Here is a 20,606-nt window from a genome sequence, read left to right as displayed (position 1 = left end):
GATAATTTTTAATACACTTTAAACTCTGATTCACCCTCTGGAATGTAGAAATAACGATTTAAAAATAACGGTCTAGTACCAATATCATCTTTTACTTTTGCCCATAATGCTGTATTACCTCTGTAATTATTATCTTTAGTAGTGAGCATCAAAGCAACTAGTTTACCATCTGCAAAAAAATCTAGTTTGTAATCCTTAATAGGTTGCATTTGAAAAGTATCACTTTTATATGATGTTAATAATGTATTCCAATAAAATTCAACATCTTCTTTAGATGCGTATTTACTTACTAATTCGTCTTTCATACTATCAAACGAAATTCTAGCAATATTATCATATTCTTTGTTTTGATAGATATTCCATACTTTTTGGTAGGCACTCAATAATTTAGCTTCAAGCTCTTTTTTATCCATTTTTCGTAAATCCTTAGCTTTTTCAAATGCTGGATGAATCTCGTAGGGTACTTGCACCTCTATATCAAAACTACCTTCATAATACGTTTTACCAGCTCCTACAAATTTTTCCTCGCTGTATTTTTCGCTAATTTGTACTTTATTCATTGGGGTTTTGTAATGAGAATAAATAACGTCTGATGCACTTTCATTCTTTAAATCATAAGATGCTAATTTAATTTCTAAATAACTATTATCTCTCAATGCATTGTAAATATCATTATACACTTTCCCAACAGGATACATTTTGTATTTTACTTTATATTTTCCGCTCTTATATATCAATGGATTGATTTCAAAAGCAGAACTAGACGAAAAATCATCAAAATCATTATCAAGAGGATAGTCGTTAATAAAAACTTCAAAAAAACTATAACTTGACGTATAATCTAATGTATAGATTTTTTCCTCATCGTAATGTTTTATAGTTTTACATATTTCGTTTACAATATTGTTTGCATTTACTTCTGAATCTTTCATTTTTGTTTCTTTTTTTACACAACTTACATTTGTTAACACTAATATTAATATTAAAATTACTTTTTTCATTATTATTCTTTTTTGTTATGATTAAAGATTTGAATTGTTATTAAATCGAGTTCAAAAGGTTCTAAAAGTGTAAAAGGTGTTGGGGTGCCATTATTTGTTTGATATTCGTATTTACCATATTTACTATTTTGAGCTTTAAATTGCCCTTTATATGTTCCTTTCAAACCTGAAAAATATAATTTTTGATTTAAAAAAAGACCTTGTTCATTTTCATATCCATATTTAATTTTTAAGCCTATGGCTCCTTTCATATCAACTTCTAAACTACCCTCTATTTTATTTTGAAGATTAAAAACTTTAAATTCGTTTTTATATTTCCCTATAATCTTCGCATCAAACTTAATCTGCTCTTTTAATAATACCTCATTTTTATCTACGAATCCATTTTTTAAATGGTCAATGATGCTAAATTGTTTGGTAAGAGTGTTTACTATTACGCTATGTTCAAAACCAATTTCGCCAGTTACAACTATTTCGCCAGTTACCTTTAGTCCTGCATTATTGAGATACTGTTTGATTTTTGAGTTATTAGGTGCGTTTTGTTTTAACTGTTCTTGTACTTGTGGGTCGTTAGGGGTTTTGGCTTTGGCTATATCGATCCCTTTATCAAGTAAATCAAGCAAATCAAATTCTTTTTTTATCTCAACGGCTACTATCGGGTCTGCTTTTACATTGACTTCGTAAAACATTGCCATATTTCGGTTGGCTAATTGTTTGTAGTACATCCCTGCATTTATGGCAATACTAGGCGGGATAATTTCTATATCTACATCGCCTTTACGTTCTGCTATTTTTTCAAGGGCTTTTATTTTTCGTAAAACCTTTTGAATCTTCTTTGCTTTTCCTGTTAGGTTTCTACCTCGGGTTAGGTATATAATTATGATTTCTATAACAATAGTAAGTAATACCATTACATAAATAGCATAAGCCGCGGCATACTTGGTATATTTTGTTTGAGTGATTAAGTTTACTTCGGTACCTTTTAATATTAATGCTTTACCTGCTTTTTCAATGTCACGGTCGTGTATAACGTGTGCACCATACTGATAATCTTCGGCTTGTTTTTCTATATAATCAAACAATAAATTTTGAGTAAATCCTGTAGGTAAATAACTCATTATTTTAGCTACCAACGAGTTTCTAAATTCGTCTAAAACTGCCTTTATTCCCTGCTCTAACTCTAACTTTTTATCGTGAAAAAAGTAATCGCCTTTTTCCTTAAAATTATATTGCAAGTTCGCTATCCAAACTAGGTCAGGATACACGAGCATTTGCAAACTAGGGTAAGTCTTATCTGCAAAATAGGCGCAGGTATGAAAGTTAATATAGTATGAATGATTTAGAGAAACACCAGGGGCTAAATATTCTATTAGATAAAATAAATAGGAAGAGGCAAAATGGGGAGGGACAGAGCTTTTTACTTTTATATCGGCTTGACTGTCTTTTATTAGAATTTTTTCTTTATTATTCTGTATTTGTATTTCTTTTTGATGAGGGTCGTGCTTACGCAGACATTTTACCGTGTCATGGTCTATTAGGGTTAGCGTTATGTTTTTGGGTTTTAATACGCTTCCTGCTAGGGTTTGATAAACTATGGCATTGCTATCGTATTCGTTGTAATTAAATTCTATAACGGTACGGCGGTTTTTAGAGTGTTGGGTTTCGTTAGTGGCTTTTATAGCGTTGCGTGCTTCGCCAAATCCGCGTGTTTTTATCCGTTCATCTTTTAATCCTTTTTGTACCAAATAGTTTTTTACGTTATTGGCTCTTTTTTCGGATAGGGATTGGTTGTAGTCTAGGTTTCCTCTATCGTCTGCGTGCCCCTCTAGCATCATGTTTAAAAAAGGGTTGTAAAGCAAGAAATCTAGGAGTATGTCTAGTGTTTTTCTAGCATCGTCTCGCAAATGATACTGATCATAATCAAAGTATACAATTTGGGATACTCTTTTTAAGGTAGCATGTTCTTTTTTTAATAGGGTTTTGCCTTCTTCAAAAATATAAAAGGGTTCTCCTGTTTCTGTAAGTTGTACTTTGTTTAGTTTGCAAGGGTGGTAGTTTTTTAGACTGGTTTTATTATTTCCTACTTTTAGAGCGGTGCTGTTTTTAGGGGGTTCAGGCATTTGAAAAACCTGTTGGGGTTTTATACGTAGGTATCGGGCATGTATAATATCGCCGTTATAATCTTCTATGTACTTGCCATTTGGCAATTTTACTTTTACATAAAATTCCATGACTTCTTTGGGAAACAAATGTTTGCCATACCATATAAGAGTATTGTTTATTTCAAGGTTTATTTCGCCATCTGTTACATCAACACCTACAATGGTTCTTGTCAAGGGGTCAGGGGCAAGTGTTTTATGAGCATATAGTTCTATCGTAAGATTTTTGTAACCGTTTATACCTTCTGTATCTAAATTTAGGTACACTCGTTCGCCATAAGCAAATTGTTTTTGTTTGCCTGCTGGAGTACCATCGCTACTTACAGCCCATTTACTGGCAGTTATACGAGGGGGGCAGTATCCTCTGATGTAAAGACCTGTGTAATTTTTTTTAGAATAGTTCCTATTACCTGATAAACTGGCTTCAAGAAAATAAGTAAATCCGCACAACTTCTTAGGTATTTTGATACCGTAGAGCATAGCACTATTAAGGACGGTTTTTTTTAGAATGGTTTTTCTATTGTCTTCTTGCCATATCCAAACGACATTTCTTTGTTTTTCTTTTTCTAAGGTTGTTTCTAACCATTCTATAGAAAATAAGATAAAATCATCAGGGGCAATAACTACCATTTCGTTTGGAATTGATTTTTCTTTAAAAATGGGCCCTTTAGCGTAATGTATTTTTTTTATTCCTCCTGCCATGGTTTAGGTATTGTTTTTAGGAGTTTGGTGTGCTGTTTCTATTTCTAGGTGTTGGGCACTTTTTTTATACATTTTTAAGTGATTTACCAAGGGATTAATCTGTCTGAGAATATCTATATTGGCGTTTTTAAAATTTTGTGGGCAGGCATTGGTGCGTTGTCCATGGTCTATAATTTTAATACAAGGGGTTCCCGCTATGGCACATACGGCTTTGCTATTTTCTAAAATAAGGTTTCCTCCATTGCTAAGGGTTACTTTTTTATAAAAATCTTTCCATTCTGTAATAACAGGTTTGCAAGGAGGGGGAGGATTGCCCATTTTAGGGCAGTTTCCAAAAGTATTGTTTTCTAAAGTGGTGCTGCCCACTTCTAGAGTTGTTACAATGAGTTTTTGGGTCCCCTCGGGGTCGTTAGCATATTCTTTTTTATGCGAAAGGACTTTTATTTTATCTGTTTTTTGCCCAAACTGGCATTGGCATACGGCACCTTGCACGACAGCATGTTTTTCTGACATAGTTTTGTTGTTTAGTTTGTTTTATTTAAAAAGATTTCCCCAAAATCCTTTTTTCTTGTTGTTTGTTGTTTTTTCGTCTACTAATAAGTTAGAACTTTTGTGAACATAAGGTATTTCTTTATTTGAAATATCGGATATAAGAACGGATATTTTTTTTGTTTTATCTAATGAAATACTGCATTCTAAATAAATAGAATCAGGTACGGAACTATTAGGATCTAAAAGAGCTTTGAGAAAAAATTCACCTGTAGCTTTTTCATTTTCTTGATTTTCTTCAGAAGGGTAGTGATTTTCGTTTATAAAATCAGCTTTTGTACGTGAATCATGTAGTATTCCTTGAAAGGTAATATTTATAAAGTTATACTCATTTAGATAAGGATCTATTTCAGCTTGTATTTTATAAGAAGGCTCTGTATGATGGTTTGTAATAGGAAATGTAATGTACCTTTCTGTTTTGAAATTTTTTTCATATTCAAAACAATAACCTAAGAAGAGTGTTCGTAGGAAGTAATCCTCTAACATATAGGTATTAATTTTTTCTGGATTTTCGAGAACTTTTTCAATTTCTTGAAAATATTTTTCTACGGTTTCTCCTTCAAAGTTTTGAAGAATCTCGTTTTTTACGATCTCCCAACGTTTAGGATAAGCAGTGTATTTTGCCACTTGTTCCCAATTTCCTTTTTCGTCTATCATGAGGTGCATAGGATAGAGGACTTTGGATGTTTCGTAGGCAAGAGTGTCGGCTATATTGTGTATCTCTTCTTGATTGATAAAAGGTTTTGAGATATGATTTATTTCAAAAATATGACAGTCTTCAAATTTTTGAATCCATTTTACAGAGGCTTCATATTTTATTTCATTTTGTTCTTCCTCATTTATTATTGTAATCATTACACCATATCTACATGAGGTTTTGGTAGGATTATAAAACAATCCGTTGTTAGAGGAAAAAACTATATTTTTTTGTTTTTTTAGGGCATTGGTGTTTGTGCCTGTTTTTGTGTCTTTAGGATCATCGGGTATTATAAGCTCTTTTTGATGTGTAATGTCATTTTTTAATAGGTCTTCATGAGGACAATAGTTATTATGATGCCATTTTAGAGTTTCTATGCTAATACCCAATTCCTTTGCCACTGATTGTAAAGTGTCGTCTTTTTTGACTTTATATGTGCGCCAAGTAAAACTCATGAATTAATTTAGATGGTGTTTAGGGTATAAGGGTATACATTTGAGGATGCTTTTTTAAGATTAATTAAAAAGCTATCGCATAAATAGTGCCATTCAGATTCTTTCATTATTTCGGTTATTTCTGTGTTTTTATATAGATAGATATCTATTGTTCTGGCAAAACCTTCTTTTGTAGAGCTTTCTTTTTTAGTTCCTTTTTTTACTTCAATTTTTGTAATTGTATTTTTAAAGTGGTTTAGTCCATAGGCTTTAATGTCAGCTATTGTTACAATTCTTCCTCGGGTTAGTAAGGAGTTTCTGTATTCGAGTATTTTATCTTTAGTAGACAGTCCTTTTCTTCCACCAACGGTTGGAGTTACTAACATGATGTTTTTTTCTAAGAGCATAGTTCCTGCTTCTTCTAAGGATAAAACGGTACCAATTTTGATATCATTTGCCTCATCTCCTAAAGTTGTCCAAAAGGCTATATTACAAAAGAAACCAGCTTCGTCTTTAGATGTAGCATTAACGGTTAGGTAGGGATTATTGGGTTTTTCAAAATCTTTTTCTTTGGATAGTTGATACAAAGCGGCAACATTTTGGTTAATTTGTTTTAGAGTTTCTCTGGTTGCATCGTTTCCTATGCTCATAAAAGAAGCGGTTTCATCTTTAATAAGTTCTAGGAGTTGTTGTAAGAGATCAGATGCTCTTCTTTGGTCAAAACGAGAAACGCCTCCGTGTCTGAGTGTAACGGTTCCGGATTTATTATCATTGTAATTTCTTAAATCGTAACGATAGCCTTCGTCATTTGAAACATAATCTAGGTCTAAGAAAAATTCATCGGAATCTATAGGAACTATGTTTAGAGCTCCTGTAACTCTATGAGATGCTCTTGAAATCCTTTTGTTTACTACGGGTAAACAGTTCAGATTTACAGATACATTTTCTAGAACATCATTTCCTATTGTTTCGGTTAATTCAACTCGTAGCCATATAATAGACTTATCGTCTTCTAATTTATGATCTAGAAAATAGTGTTGAAACAAGGTGTCTGAATCTGTTTTTTCAGCATGATTAATAGTGCCGCTTAGGGTAAAAAAGTTGGGCAAATAAAAACTATTAACCCTATTGTTTATTTGATCTAGATTGGAGTAATTTTTACTAACAATATTTTCAAAATTAAAGTTTTCTTCCGCAGCATTATACCCTTCATTAAAAGTGAATTCTTGATTTCCAAAGTATATTTTAGCTTGTCGTAAATAGTAGAAGAATAAATCTTTTTGATAACTGTTATTAATGTTGATATAAAACGTTGGATTTATGATGTTTTCGGTATCAGAACACTTTAGTCCTATCCATAATTCTCCTTTAGGAATAAAATTATTGGAGGTACTAATAATATCGTTAAAAAAGAAATTATCAATTTTTTTTAAAGAGTTTCCATACGCTAAATATTCTACTTTAGCTGTAGTTAGTGTGGTTTCTATTGTAGGGCCAAAAAAGACATCTTTATGTAAAACTTCAGTAGGATTATAAATATTGGTAATTTTTTTAGTTCCTTTAAACTGATTGTATTTTGATATTTTTACGTTGTTTTCTGTAGGAAATAACTGAACAACAGCACTGGACGGAGTTACCCCTGATACTTCTTCTGGAAACATGAGGTCTAATACTCTTTCAATTATTCTTGACCTAGAATCTTCTAAATCAGTATTTAATTTTTCTAATTCTGAAGCACAAGCAGTTAGTAATAATCCAATGATAGGGTCAAATGATGATTCTGTTTGTAATTCATTAAAGCCCCATAGTCTAGATGCTTTTCTTAAAATACGATCTTTTATGCGTTCTTGATTCATAGGAATTTATTTTAGATGATGAAAAGAGGGATTAATAGGATAAGGGGCCGACAAAAAATGAGCTTTGGAATAAAAAAGGTCTATTGGTTTCAAAAACTTGTCCTTTAACACTAAAAGAAACACATTTTTTGATTCTTTTTCGACTAATATTTCCAATGTTTTTGTCAGATATGACTACGGTAACATCTTCTAAGGAAAGCCTTTTTTCGTAAGTTGCGATGGCTTTCTTTAAAGTATTTGTAATGGTTTCTTTTAATATATTGTCACTTTTTAAAATATCAAAGTCCATTTCCCATATTTCGGTTCCGTAGTCATCATTAAATTTGCACTCTCCAAAAGAAGTAGTTGCTATTAGAAAAATGTGTTGGGCTATTGACGTATCAATGCTAATATTTATAGCATCTTGTTTTTTTATTATTGCGTCAAAGTCAATAGGTATTTTAAAATAAGAACCTCTAATCATTGTTATAGATAAATTAATTTTTGAATACTTCCATTTTCGTTTACTTCCATTTTTTTTGGCAATTTGTTTCTTTTAATTATTTTTAATTCAACTCTAGGAGTTAATTTGAGGAATTTTTCTCTATAAAGGATATCACCAATGAAACTTTTGCCATCATTATTATCTATAATAATAAAATAGGGGTTGTTTTCTGGAATTGTAATTTCATTAATATTCCCTGAAAAGAGATATACTTTTTCAGGATTGTTGAATTGATAAATTAAACTATCGTGTGAAATGTTTCGATATTTTGAAATATGAAGTGTTTCTATTTCATCTATAGGTTCGTAAGGAATGTTTTCATAGAGAAATGAACTTTTGTCAAAGTTTTTAAAACCAAAAAATGATAAGAACCCTTTTTTTGTGTTTTTTTTCACAAAGCTAAAGATGTCTCTTGTTACTTGATAAACCGTGGTTTCATTTGTTTTATCATCGCTAACAATCATTTTATAAGTAGGTATTTCTACGTTTTGTTTGTTGATTGTTAAGGTGATTTTTCCAATTTCTAAATCGGATATTGTTAAAGAAATTTTATGTGTTCGAAGTCCTGAATCTGTTTTTGAAACTTGTCCCATTTCTCCTTTTCCACCATAAAAAGGGGAACCTGGATTGTCAGTCATTCCTAAAGATAAATTAAGTTCTGGTATTGGACTCATTATTTCTTTATTTTATAGGTTTTTAAACAAATTAAATTTTTTATAATCTCTGCATTTTGAGATTTGTTTATTAAAATTTCATAATTTTTATGAACAGTAAAGATTTTTATGCTACTTAACTCTAGGCTTATTAATTTCTTAAAAGTCCTTCTGTTTAGTTGATGAATAAAAATACCATCACAATTTATGGGGAAATGATTTCCTAAGTGTATCACATCCCCATTTTTGAAATTGAAATCGAAAATCTTTTTTTCTTCAATACATACACTATTGTCATGTATTTTAAAGTACATAAATATTTTGCGTTTGCGTTTTCCTAATTGTAATGTAGTAAATATGCCATTACTGTTATTTACTATAAAGAGTATAGGATTAGGACTAGCAAAAAAACGACCATCTAGTTTTTGTCTGGTTTGAGTAATTTGACAACTATCTATTACTGTGTTTTTTACATTTTTTTGAGCAACACAATAAAAGCTTATCATGTAAAAACATAGAAATAACTTCTTTATACTATTCATGATTATGTTTTTAAGTGTTATTCTGCTTGTTGATAGATTTGTCTACAAACTTCTAAATCGCGTTTCATTTTATCGTATTCATCTTTTAGCGTTTTATTTATAGTGCTCAAACTATCCATCAGTTTGTGGTTGGTTGCTAATTGTTTTACTTGTTTTTTTGCGTCAATTAGATCTTTGAAAGCAATAATTGTATTGTTATACATTATTTTGTTCTTTAATGTATCCTTAGGCAGTTGATTATACATTTCTGCTAACAATGAAAGAGCTAATTTTTCATTGAAGAAATCATTCTGACCTGGTGCATTAATAGAGTCTACAGTAGTTTTGACTTTTTCAAGTTGAAAAGAAAATTTGTTTTGAATTTCAATTTCTTTTTTCAATTTAAAGTTTTCTGTTTTTAATAATTCGTTTTCTCTAAAAGGGAAATAAGTATTAAATAAGAGCGCTGACATAAAGACAGTTACACTTATTACAAAAAACAATACAAAAGATACAAACGCTTTAGAACGTTCTTTTTTATTAAGTATTTCCATGGTTTAATCTGCTAAAAAACTTTTACTTCTTTTTCCATATAAAAGGCTGTCTCTTTCGTCTGTAATTTCAGATACGAAAATACTTCCATCTCGTTTTTTACCTATGTAATCTAATCGACTTAGAGAAGATAAGAGATTTTCGAATACATCCATAAATTTGTGAATTTTTGAGACGCTTATATCAATTTGATTGTGATTGTAATTGTTATTTATCAATTCTAAGAAAATGTTTTCGAAAGTCCCTTGATTAACATTACACCAATCTGCAAAATAATTTAGTAATTCCTCTTTTCCTGCTCCAGACTTTGAATCAAATAAGTTTTTAAGTGTTCTTGCTAACCCAATAACAGAAAGAAGCATTTCAGAAGGTGCTTTGTGTATTCCTAACCATCTGATTTTGTTGATTTCTACACCTAAATAGTCTAATATTTTATCGGTTACTAATAGCATCATTAGAGCTAATTCATTTGCTTGTTTTTTAGAATTAATCTTTTGAGCAATTTGTATAGAAAATATTTCTATTTGTCCATAAAAACGATTGATTTCGTCATACAATTCTTGTAGTCGTTTGTGACTTCCTACATATACTGATGGTGGAATATAAGCATTATCTATTTTTGATTCGTATGAGTTTACGAGTACTTTTCCTATTATTAAAAAGTTTCCTCCTAAACCAGTTTCATTTACCAATTCATTTTCAGGAATAAGACTTAATAAATATTCAGGTTTTGTAAAAGGATATCTTGGAGGGTTTTCTTCGGGATCAGAGTCACCAAAAGGTATTCTTTTAAAGTAATTGACAGAGATACAAACCCATAATTTTAAGCTCTCATCGCCTTTGATTTCGTAGGAGGCTTCTAGGTAGGTGGAATTTGTATTAACTGTTTCGCTTCTATCATCTATTTCAATTCTAGAACCATTAGGTGTTATGGCATGGCATTCTTGAACTTGTACTCTTAATGATTTATGGCTATCAACCATTAGGTTTAGTTTGATAGGATTATTAGAAGGCAATAGTCCATAAGATATTAAAGAGGTATGCAAACCCACAGCATCTTTTATGGAATCATTAATGAAGTTTTGAATTGAATTAAAATGGTTTTTGTTTATTTTCATTCCGTCAATCCAATTGACAGGGAAATAATTTAGTTTTTCTATCATTATTTTTGTGTTTTTGATTTTTTTAAATTAAAAACTTTGTTGAGTTAATTCAAAAAATACAAATAGAAGCTAATAAGAAGACTTTTGGCTATTTATGTTGCTGTATATGAGCTAAATAGATGTTAAGAAGTGTTTTTTATTAACTTATAAAACAACCGTTTCTAAAAGAAACGGTTGTTTGTTAATTCTTATTTTTGTTCGTACTCAGTATCCCATTCATTTCCATCATCTCCTTTGTGTCCATCCATTTTAATGAGGAAGTTTTTAGCAGGGAAATACGGTTTCATGTGAATATCTAAATGAATTCTATCTTTTTGTATAGGATCTTGTTCAAATCTTTTTACTTCAAAATTTTCAATTAGTTTTCCAGGACCACTTATTGAATCTAAGAAGCGAACGATTTGTCCCATGATTTCTTTACGAGTTACAGCTGTAAAGTTTTCAAAAGCTCTTCTGTTTAAGAAATCCATTAATACTTTTGTAACATAATCAAAAACCCTAACAACAGAATAGGTTTGTAAACCTAAATTATCACCGTTGAAAAGAGTCTTAGCAGAAAACGCCATAACTTTTCCGTATTCGTTTACCATAGGAATTAATCCAAGGCTTTCTAAATTAGCAATTTCACTCTTTTTTAGGTCAAATTTTACGCCATCTACTTCGTTAATTCCTCCGTACTTTTTACCAGCTGTTACCTGAGACATTAATGTTTTGTATACTTTTCCAGCTAAGGCAGCTGAAGGAGCAACGTATAGGTCTTCTGTTTCTTGAATTTCTTCAAATCGCCCTCTACCAACAAGCCAGTTACAAGTCATTAATACATTTGAACGATACACTTCGCCTCCTGTTAGATAAGCTTGGTCAAACATTTCCATAACGTCATCTGGTTCGTCTAAATGTTCAAAGTCTGTGACTAACATAACTTTGTTTTCATGCGCAATTTTAGCCCATTTTTCAACGACTTTATTAGAACCTAAATACCCTGGGATTACTAAAATACCATAGTTGTTTTTTAGATCTAAACGATCATAGTTATTCACTAATTCTGCATGAATTGTGTCTATAAATCGAGTATTATCTAAATCTTTTAATTGTTCTAAATCAGAATTAATAATGGTAACATTTTTTACCTTGTCCGTTTCTGTATTCTTATAAAATAGCGCTATTGTACGATAATTAGTTTCTAATTCTTTCGTGACTTCTACGGCTCTTGATAAATTTTTCTTCAATAAATCCTCTGCTTCTTTTCTTTTATCTTCGCAATTAGAAACCATGTCAGTTATACTTGTTGCGTCCGAAAGAACATCAGCCCAAAGCTTAAGTGTTTTCTTTAAAGATTCTCTTTCTTTTTCTTTATCCTTTTCAGAAAGAAAAATTTTTCTTCTTGCTTTTCTATCAGGATTTAAATTTTGTGCTCCTTCAATAGTTGTTTCTAATAGATCAAAACCACCGAATTTTGCTAACTTTTCTAGGCTACCTTCTAAATTAGCCTGTCCCTTCTTTTGTTCTAAAACTGTACTGTCAACGTGTTGACTTTCTTTATTTTGTGCCATTAGTAGTTTGTTTATTTGTTTTCTTCTAGTTCTTTAATAAGAGATTGTAATGAATCTAACAATGCTTTTTTTGCATCAGGATCTTCTAATGCACCTTTTAGAATTTTATTACTCTTAAGTTGTTTAATAATTTTTTGATACTGATCTTTTTCTGTTTCTAGACCTGTCAAAAAGTTACTTTGTTGAGTAATTCCTTTTACACCAAAATCGCCAAGGTTTTTAAAGTTTAAATTTTCCATTTTAGTAGAACCATCTAAATTTTCAAAATCAACCTTTATTTCAGGTTTAAAATGATCGAAAACTTTTTCAATGGTTGTTAATCCTTCTACTAGTTCTGGTTTTACAGGACTTTCTGCAGTTAGTTTTTGAGCAATAATTGTTCTGTTTTGAGGGATTTCGCTTATTGCTTCGTTTGCGTCTAATGGTACTTCATTACCACCAATTCCATGATTTGATAACATAATACTTAATTTATTAGTTTAACTCTATATTTAATTTGATTTTTTCCCAACATAATTCTCCATTTTTTAGAGAAACTTTTACGGTGTCGCCTTCATTGTATTCCATTGCAACTATTTTTTTGGCTAAAGGTCTTCTGAGTTTTCCTCTTATGATTCCTTTTAGCGGACGTGCTCCGTATTTTGCATCGTACCCTTGTTCAGCAAGAAATTCTTTAACTTCTTGACTTACGACTAAATTAATATGGATGCTTTTTGCTAAATCTATTAATTCCTTTTTTAAATGGATTTCAAATATTTTTAATGCGTTCCCTTTACTTATAGGTCTAAAAGGAATCGATTCTGTTAATCGACCTAAGAATTCGGGTCTGAAATACCTGCTCATGATTTCAAGTAGTTTTGCATTGGTAGGTATTTCATCTTTTTCAAAGGATTCTACAATAAAATCTGATCCAATGTTAGACGTAAATAGGATAATAGCGTTGGAAAAATCACCTTCTTTTCCTAATCTATCGTGTAACTTTCCTTCATCCATTAGTTGAAGAAAGACATCAAAAACGGAACTATGGGCTTTTTCTATTTCATCAAATAAGACGATGGAATAAGGTTTTTGCCTGATTTTATTTACCAATAATCCTCCTTCTTCATAACCAACATACCCTGGAGGGGCACCATAAAGTAATGCTGCGGAATGTTCTTCTTTAAATTCTGACATATCAAAACGAATGATGGCATTTTCATCTTGAAAAAGAAACTCGGCTAATGATTTTGCTAATTCTGTTTTTCCTGTTCCTGTTGGTCCCAAGAAAAAGAATGAACCAATAGGTTGTCCCGCTTTGCTTAAGCCCGAACGGGATTCTAATATAGCTTCTGAAACAATACTAATTGCATGATCTTGTCCAACAACTCTTTGGGCAAGAATTTTTTCCATGTCATTTAGTTTTTGTTTTTCTTCATTTTTTAATTTTCCTATTGGAATATTTGTTTTTTGCGAGATGATTAAGGCTAAATCAAGTTCTGTAATATGCGTTCTTTTTTCATTAGCTATTTTTTCAAGTGTTTCGATATATTTTCGACAGAAATTTAAGATTTCTGAAATTCCTTCAAAGTGCAAATTTTTAATGTTAATGTCATGATTTGAAGTGGTATAAAGAAAGCTTGTTTTGTTGAACAAATCATTTAAAAACCATTCTGATTTTAACATTAATTCATCTTCGTCTATTTCTCCAATATTTTCTTCAATATTTTTAATTTCATTAAGTAAATGTTCTCTTTCGTTTATAAAAGTATCTCCCGTCGTTTTTAGTACGGACATGGTATGATCTATTAAGTCTATTGCAGAAGCTGGTAGACTTTTTTCTTTCATATATCGTTTTGAAAATCGGATTGCTTCCTTTATAGTAGCATCATCTATTGTTATTCCATGATGTTTTTGATAATCTTGCAATGTTTGTTTCAACATTCTAAAATGGGTTTCGTCCTCTTTTTCCTCCAATTTAATGAGTTCGAACATTCCCGATAAGGCTTGTTCTTTTTCGATTTTTTTGGTGTACTCTTCTATTGTTGAGGTAGCTAGGATCGTAAGACCTTTGGACAATTCACTTTTTAGTAAATTTACTATGTTTGTATCGGAACCATTGCCTCCAAAAAGCGAGTGGAATTCTTCTATTATCAAAATAGATTTAGGAATATGCTTAAGTTCTTGAGCAATATTTTTTATTCGGTCTTCTATTTCTCCTTTATAGGATGCTCCTGCAACTAAGGCTCCCATATCAAGTTCGAAAATTTCTATTTGAGATAGCAAGTCAGGTATTTGATTGAGTAAAACTTTTTGAACAAAACCTTCTATTAAGGAGGTCTTTCCAATGCCAGAATCCCCTAAGATAATTACATTTTGTTTGCTGTATCTACAAAGTATCTCGGTAATACTGTTTATTTCTAAATCTCTACCTATTAGTAGTTCTTTTTTGTTTTTTGTTTTTATTTGTTGATTTTTATCTATACAGTATTTTTGTAAAAACCCATTTTTATTGATAGATGGAGTGTTTTTTGCTGTACTTTTAAAAGTATCTTTTAGCAAGTCGTTTCTTGTTATAGGGAACGATTTCATTTTTTCGAAACTAAAAGCAACTCCAGGAGTACAGATAGCAGACATTACGTGTAATAATGTTATTTCGTCTTCTTTTAATTCGTCTCTTATAGAATCTGCCTCTGCAAAGATTTCGTCTATGATTTCATCGGGTTCGCAAAAATATTTGTTTGTAGACTTTGGAGATTCTTCAATCTTAACTTCTGCCCATTCCTCAATGTAGTAAACATCAATTCCTTGAGATTCTAATTGTTTTAATAATGATAAATCTCTGTTAAGGATTGCTTTCAGTAAGTGAGCTCCGTTAAAATGTGAATTTAAATTGTCTCTACCTATTTTTTGTGCAATATCTATAGCTTTATTAACCTCTGTATTGTATGTAATTTCTTGATTCATTTTTAGTTTGTCTAGTATTAAAAATAAATTATTCTATTCTTTTACCCAAATCATCCATTTTTTGGTTTTGTATTTGATATTAATGTTCTGAATGCAGTTATTATTTTCATTTCTATTTAATTGTAGGAATGTTATTTTAATCTGTTTTCCAGAAATAGATTTACATAATTCTGAAAAAGACATTACGTTATCATCATTTACAACAACAGGGATTTCAAAATTGCCACACAAATACTCTTTAAAATCGTCTTTGGTTTTTACTTGAGCTGCTACTTGTTTTAGTAATAGTTGAAATTGTTCGTTAGATATTTCGGTTGTTTTTGTTTTTTCGGTTGATTCTTTATGAGTATCATGTTTTGGAGATACAGGAATGTATCCTAACATATCTTCTAGAGGGTCTTTTTTAGCCATTCCTCGAGGAAGAGAAAAGGTAGAATGGGGCTTTTCATATTCATAGGTTTCCATATCTATTTTCTGTTTAGCAACAATAACTTTTGGAGCAACATAGATTATTTTAGTGGCAATGTGCTCTAAGTCTCCATTAACGATTAAGGTTATTTTCTTTTCTCCAGTTGTTTTGAATTTGTAGGACACATTTTGTCCTACGGCATCTAACGATGTAGTTTCCCCAAAACTCCATTCCCAAGATTCTCCTCCGTTTTTTTCAGCACTAAAGCGAACAACTTCTCCCAAGAAAGCTACATTTGGAGCTTTTATTAAGGGGAGATACCCTGTTTGTTGTCCAACGTTTGTTATTCGTATTAATTTTTCATAGTAACAACTTCCGTTCACGATTAGTTTAACGACATAATCTCCTTCTTTTTTGTATTTATGAAATGTTCTTTGTCGGTTATCGACAACTGTACTATCTCCAAAATCCCACTCCCAACTTGAAGCACCTTTGGTGTTGTCAAAAAACTCAACCACCTCATTAGGTTTGAATTCGTCAGCTGTAATTAAAAAGTTACCATTGTTACAATCTATATGACGAGAATATTTAAAAAGGAATATTCCAAAGCCTAAAAGGATTAAAAGTCCAAAACCTAAAAAGATTCTTACATCTATTTTGGTTAAATAATTAAATTTGTTAAAAAATCGTTTCACTCTGATTAGGAATAAATATTTGTTTGAACAACCTGTTACAAATATAGTTTTTTTATTTAAAAATTTTTATTTTTGTGAAAAAGATCTGATGAAAATTATCAAAAATATTAAAACCCTATTGATTGCGTCTCTTTTGTGTTCGTGTTCTTCAAGGCAGTACTTAAAATATGTTCCTTATCAATATTCTTTTCAAGAAGTTATAAAACAAAAAAAAAGTGAATTAAGTAAGCTAAGAAATGAAGTCGTTATCGATGATAATGAGGATAATTTAAAAGACGAAGATTTAAAACTAAAGGAAAAATATTCCATAATTTTAGGAGTAATGCCTAAGGAAATTAAAAATTATGAACTGTATTCTTATGTAGATAAATGGGTAGGAACCCCTTACAAAAAAGGAGTTCTGGATCTAAAAGAAGGGGCAGATTGTTCCTTTTTTGCACAAACTCTTTATAGTGAAGTTTATAATGAAGTGCTGCCTAAAGATCCTGCGGGCATGTTTAGATCTAAGTTAATACAACTTTTTACAGGGAGAACATACCTCCAAGAAGGCGATTTAATATTTTTTAGATATGATAAAGACCATCCTATTTCAGACGTAGGGATTTATTTGAAAAACGATAGAATTATAGCTTGTACGGCTGAAGGGCTTGATATTTATAATTTTAATGACAAATATTTTCAGTTAAGATTTGTGTCTGCTGGAAGATTAGCTAAATCAAAAAAGTAAGCTGTATGACCCATTTAAATGAAATCTTGCGTTTAATTAGAAATATTAAATCAGATATACGAGCCGAAGTAATAGTGAATGATTTATTAAATAATAAAATTATCACAGATAATGAATTCATTGTTCAAAAGGAAAGTCAATTTTCTAGGACCTACAGAAGAGATATACTAGAGGTTGATATAAAAGACTTTAATTTAGATAAAAAAGAATATTTAAATTTTACTTTATCAAGAGATAGTCTTTATGACTTGCTTCCAGAAGGCGTATTTCATCAATCTAAAAATGAATATCCTGATAAAGGGGTCAACAAGATGATTAGTGAATACCAAACTCAAAAAAGAGAAGAAAAGGCTGCACGCGTTTTTTTTCAACCCTTCGAAAATGAGTTTTTTGCACATGGTGTATCTCTGGAAGATTTTGAAACCCATTTTCTTACGGAATTAAACAATCCATCGGTTTCCGAATTATTCTATGAATTTTGGGGGATTAGCAAAGAAATACCGCATCGTTTAGCTTCCAAATTAATACATTTTTTACCCTATACTTATCAAATAGTTGGAAACATAAGTTTAGCTACTGAATTATTATCGTTTTTTCTTGATGAAAAAGTTTCTATAATAAATAAAGGATCACAACAGTATTCAGATGAAAAACTAGCGATATCATTAGGGGAAGCTCAACTAGGAATAGATTTTATATCAGGTATGGAATATGATGATTATTCCTTACACTTAGAAGTACAGATAGGCCCCCTTAAGAACTCCTCCTTTTTAGATTATATTTTGGACGGTAAAATAAAAAACTTCTTAGATCTCTATTATGACTATTTTTTTCCTATGGAAACAGATCTTCAAACGAATATACTTATTCCTAACGACCAACAAAATTTTGAATTTACCAATAAAAACACAATTCTAGGATACAACACAATTATTTAACAAATGAGAAAATACTTTATCAATCTTATCGAACTAAAACTGCTGTCGGCTATTATAATTGCAATAGCCGTTTGTACAATATTAACCATGATTTTTATTCAAAAAACACCAGGTTTTAAAGAAAAATATAAAAATAAATTTATAATTTATGAATTATCAGTTGCTTTACTATACGTTATAATTACTTTCCTAGGATTCAATAATTTATTAAGTAATAATGCTATGAATTGCTTTGTATTTTATCAAGTATCCTCATTGTTATTGGGAATCTTACAAGTCTATTTGTATAAAAACTATTTCAATAAATTTGAAAAAAGCGAAGTTTGGTTTGTCTACTTCTTTATACTCATAACCGTTGTTTATTCCTTTTTTAGCTTTGCCATAACTCATACATTCTTAAACGGGCCCGATTTATTGTACCTAATGTCTACTCATTTTATTCTATTTTTTATCCCTCAACTAATTTACGATACATTTAATATAGGAATGATTATACCCGCTAAAGTATATAAAACATGGCAGTTTCCTGCTAATTACATAGAAATAGCAGGTGTAAGTGATTCTGAAATGAGGGATTTAGTGGTAATTACTTTTTTAATTAAAAAAGATAATGGAGATGAAAAATACAGACAATATAGGGCAAAAGGACCTACAAGATTAGATTTTGGGCGCCTGTTTTACAACTTTGTCTTAGACTATAATGCGAAACATGAAGACGAACCTATTGCAATTCAAGACCAAAACGGATTGTACAGCTGGGTATTCTTTTTTCAAACAAAATGGTATGAATCTGCTAAATATATAGATCCTACTCAAACACTTTATATGAATACAATTACCGAAAATGCCGTTATTGTTTGTATGAGAACGGATGAAATTGTATTAGATGAAAATAGTAAAGACAATGATAATGATGATCTAGAATATCAATACGATAGAGAAAAGGACGATAAAAGAATTGGCAAAAATAATAAAAAAGAAACCGATCAAATGGAAACCATAAGCTAATAAAATGAAAGAAAAATATCAGATTTATAAAATTAAACCCAACAGTATTCGATTAAAAGAATTAGCTAATAGATTCAATTTATTACCCGAAGAACTTAGATGGTTCCATAATATATATTGCCCAGTAGAGGATTTAATAGAATCTGATATACAACCCCATGTAGAAAATATTTGTATTCCTATTCTAGGAACAACTATTGATTTTTATGCTAAAAAACAAAGAAGCAAACCTTTCTATAAAGCAATCAATACGCTGTATGTACCCCCATCATTTAACAAAAAATATGGAATCATACAGCGTATAACAACAAATGATGAAGAAATAAGTTTTCTTCATTATCAAATTAAACTTCAGAAAAACACCCTAAACAACATAGTTATAAAGAGATACCCCCTTTATATTAATTACCAAAGACCAGATCTTATAATAGAACAAATAGCAGATGAAATAGGAAACGTTTTTTATCCATTAGAACTCGAACTATACAACAATGCTAAACTAAAAATCATTGCTAATTTTCCTGAAATACAAAAAAGGTGGAAAACAAAAAAAATACAATTAGAAAACTATTACAAAGGCAGCGTCGCAGAAAATTTATTTAACAAAATAAATCATCAATTACAATACCGAGGACAAACACAACGAGGGATCTTAGATAGTTGGTTTTTTGTTCTGTACTTTGTTTCATTATACGAGACGTTTAATGATCAAAAAACATATACTTTCAATTTGTCCCTACCCATTTTTCCTAAAAAACCAAAAGTCTTGTATGAAATCACCCTTCAAATAGAAGAAACTCTTTCAGAAACAAACAAATTTATAATTCACGCAAAAGGGCATTGTATAGACAATAGGTTTGCAACTGAAATAGAAAACGGAAAAACCATTCATGATCCAGAACTTATAGGGGAAAAAGTAAAAGGAGATTTTGCATTTGTTTACACGCTTAATGCACAAGATAACAGTGTCTTCTCCATTTTTGGAACAGTGGATTTAGAACTCAATAATACCATCCGAAAAATTAGCTTTGAATGTTATGAACAAATTTAAACAACTAAATATACAATCTTATGAGCGAAAAACATCTTGTTTGCCAAGGAGCCGTATGCAAATGTAATTTTGGAACAGCACCCGATAAATTAAAAGTACTGACCCAAGATAAACATTATATCAACGATCATAAAGGAACTCAAAAACGAATGGCAACCCATAAAGATATTGGTAAAACCTTTGAAAAAAATACCTTTGGATCTTGCTCAAAGATGAATAACAACCCTTGTCAGGCCACAATAACAGAATGGAGTGGTTATTACAAAAAAATTACATTAGATATTAACAAAGGACACGCTTTGTTAGAAGACAACAAAGCCACCTGTCCTATAGGAGGAAAAGATTGTATAACCATTACAAATCACGGACAAACAGCTGAAGTATCTCAACAAAATATAAAAAATGCAAAACCCGAAATAATAGCAGAGCTATGTCCTTTTATAGATTTTTTAGAAGAAGAAACAGACGCTATAGAAAATGATGATACGTTTGTAACCCTATAAGAACAAAA

The 20,606-nt window shown here is 30.6% G+C and carries 19 protein-coding genes; 5 read left to right on the top strand and 14 right to left on the bottom strand.

What is annotated here, in order from left to right; all coding sequences use genetic code 11:
• Positions 1 to 8: 8 nt before the first annotated feature.
• From HUE53_RS06470 to HUE53_RS06405, 14 genes are all read right to left on the bottom strand, one after another.
• Positions 9 to 1,001, bottom strand: coding sequence for a hypothetical protein (locus HUE53_RS06470; protein WP_014166018.1), 993 nt, complete (start codon positions 999 to 1,001; stop codon positions 9 to 11).
• Positions 1,002 to 1,003: 2 nt separating this feature from the next.
• Positions 1,004 to 3,862 carry an OmpA family protein gene (locus HUE53_RS14425; protein ID WP_065212914.1) on the bottom strand — a complete coding sequence of 953 codons (2,859 nt, stop codon included), beginning with the start codon at positions 3,860 to 3,862 and terminating at the stop codon, positions 1,004 to 1,006.
• Positions 3,863 to 3,865: 3 nt separating this feature from the next.
• Positions 3,866 to 4,375, bottom strand: coding sequence for a DUF4280 domain-containing protein (locus tag HUE53_RS06460; RefSeq protein ID WP_014166022.1), 510 nt, complete (start codon positions 4,373 to 4,375; stop codon positions 3,866 to 3,868).
• 21 nt (positions 4,376 to 4,396) lie between these two features.
• The gene (locus HUE53_RS06455) at positions 4,397 to 5,563 is read right to left on the bottom strand and encodes a LysM peptidoglycan-binding domain-containing protein (protein WP_014166023.1); all 1,167 of its coding nucleotides are present in this window, start codon (positions 5,561 to 5,563) and stop codon (positions 4,397 to 4,399) included.
• Positions 5,564 to 5,571: 8 nt separating this feature from the next.
• The gene (locus HUE53_RS06450) at positions 5,572 to 7,398 is read right to left on the bottom strand and encodes a type VI secretion system baseplate subunit TssF (RefSeq protein ID WP_014166024.1); all 1,827 of its coding nucleotides are present in this window, start codon (positions 7,396 to 7,398) and stop codon (positions 5,572 to 5,574) included.
• Positions 7,399 to 7,429: 31 nt separating this feature from the next.
• Entirely contained in the window at positions 7,430 to 7,861 is a 432-nt protein-coding gene (locus HUE53_RS06445; protein WP_014166025.1) for a GPW/gp25 family protein, read from the bottom strand.
• 2 nt (positions 7,862 to 7,863) lie between these two features.
• Positions 7,864 to 8,556, bottom strand: a complete 693-nt coding sequence (locus tag HUE53_RS06440; protein ID WP_014166026.1) for a hypothetical protein — start codon at positions 8,554 to 8,556, stop codon at positions 7,864 to 7,866.
• Positions 8,556 to 9,077 carry a hypothetical protein gene (locus HUE53_RS06435; RefSeq protein ID WP_041253252.1) on the bottom strand — a complete coding sequence of 174 codons (522 nt, stop codon included), beginning with the start codon at positions 9,075 to 9,077 and terminating at the stop codon, positions 8,556 to 8,558. The genes HUE53_RS06440 and HUE53_RS06435 overlap by 1 nt, the downstream gene beginning before the upstream one ends.
• Before the next feature lie 17 nt (positions 9,078 to 9,094).
• Positions 9,095 to 9,610, bottom strand: a complete 516-nt coding sequence (tssO, locus tag HUE53_RS06430; protein WP_014166028.1) for a type VI secretion system TssO — start codon at positions 9,608 to 9,610, stop codon at positions 9,095 to 9,097.
• A gap of 3 nt (positions 9,611 to 9,613) precedes the next feature.
• On the bottom strand, positions 9,614 to 10,771 hold the full coding sequence (locus HUE53_RS06425; protein WP_014166029.1) for a hypothetical protein: 1,158 nt from the start codon (positions 10,769 to 10,771) through the stop codon (positions 9,614 to 9,616).
• Positions 10,772 to 10,959: 188 nt separating this feature from the next.
• Entirely contained in the window at positions 10,960 to 12,324 is a 1,365-nt protein-coding gene (locus tag HUE53_RS06420) for a DUF5458 family protein (protein ID WP_014166030.1), read from the bottom strand.
• 11 nt (positions 12,325 to 12,335) lie between these two features.
• Positions 12,336 to 12,785, bottom strand: a complete 450-nt coding sequence (locus HUE53_RS06415) for a hypothetical protein (protein ID WP_014166031.1) — start codon at positions 12,783 to 12,785, stop codon at positions 12,336 to 12,338.
• A gap of 13 nt (positions 12,786 to 12,798) precedes the next feature.
• A complete protein-coding gene (locus HUE53_RS06410) occupies positions 12,799 to 15,267 on the bottom strand; it encodes an AAA family ATPase (RefSeq protein ID WP_097609482.1) in 2,469 nt (822 codons plus the stop codon).
• Positions 15,268 to 15,300: 33 nt separating this feature from the next.
• Entirely contained in the window at positions 15,301 to 16,371 is a 1,071-nt protein-coding gene (locus HUE53_RS06405) for a PKD domain-containing protein (RefSeq protein WP_014166033.1), read from the bottom strand.
• A gap of 88 nt (positions 16,372 to 16,459) precedes the next feature.
• Between HUE53_RS06405 and HUE53_RS06400 the strand changes: the two genes are divergently transcribed.
• The 5 genes from HUE53_RS06400 to HUE53_RS06380 are packed head-to-tail and all read left to right on the top strand — an operon-like array spanning position 16,460 to position 20,598.
• A complete protein-coding gene (locus HUE53_RS06400; RefSeq protein WP_173668577.1) occupies positions 16,460 to 17,098 on the top strand; it encodes a C40 family peptidase in 639 nt (212 codons plus the stop codon).
• Between the two features lie 5 nt (positions 17,099 to 17,103).
• Complete coding sequence (locus HUE53_RS06395; protein ID WP_014166035.1) at positions 17,104 to 18,036, top strand: hypothetical protein; 933 nt, start codon at positions 17,104 to 17,106, stop codon at positions 18,034 to 18,036.
• Positions 18,037 to 18,039: 3 nt separating this feature from the next.
• Entirely contained in the window at positions 18,040 to 19,044 is a 1,005-nt protein-coding gene (locus HUE53_RS06390) for a TssN family type VI secretion system protein (RefSeq protein WP_065212920.1), read from the top strand.
• Between the two features lie 4 nt (positions 19,045 to 19,048).
• Entirely contained in the window at positions 19,049 to 20,095 is a 1,047-nt protein-coding gene (locus HUE53_RS06385) for a hypothetical protein (protein ID WP_077225782.1), read from the top strand.
• Positions 20,096 to 20,115: 20 nt separating this feature from the next.
• Positions 20,116 to 20,598 carry a DUF4280 domain-containing protein gene (locus HUE53_RS06380; protein ID WP_077225781.1) on the top strand — a complete coding sequence of 161 codons (483 nt, stop codon included), beginning with the start codon at positions 20,116 to 20,118 and terminating at the stop codon, positions 20,596 to 20,598.
• Positions 20,599 to 20,606 lie beyond the last annotated feature (8 nt).

Origin of the sequence: Flavobacterium columnare, from assembly GCF_014844295.1 — a bacterium.
Classification (GTDB): domain Bacteria; phylum Bacteroidota; class Bacteroidia; order Flavobacteriales; family Flavobacteriaceae; genus Flavobacterium; species Flavobacterium columnare.
This window is presented reverse-complemented; position numbering and strand designations above follow the sequence as displayed.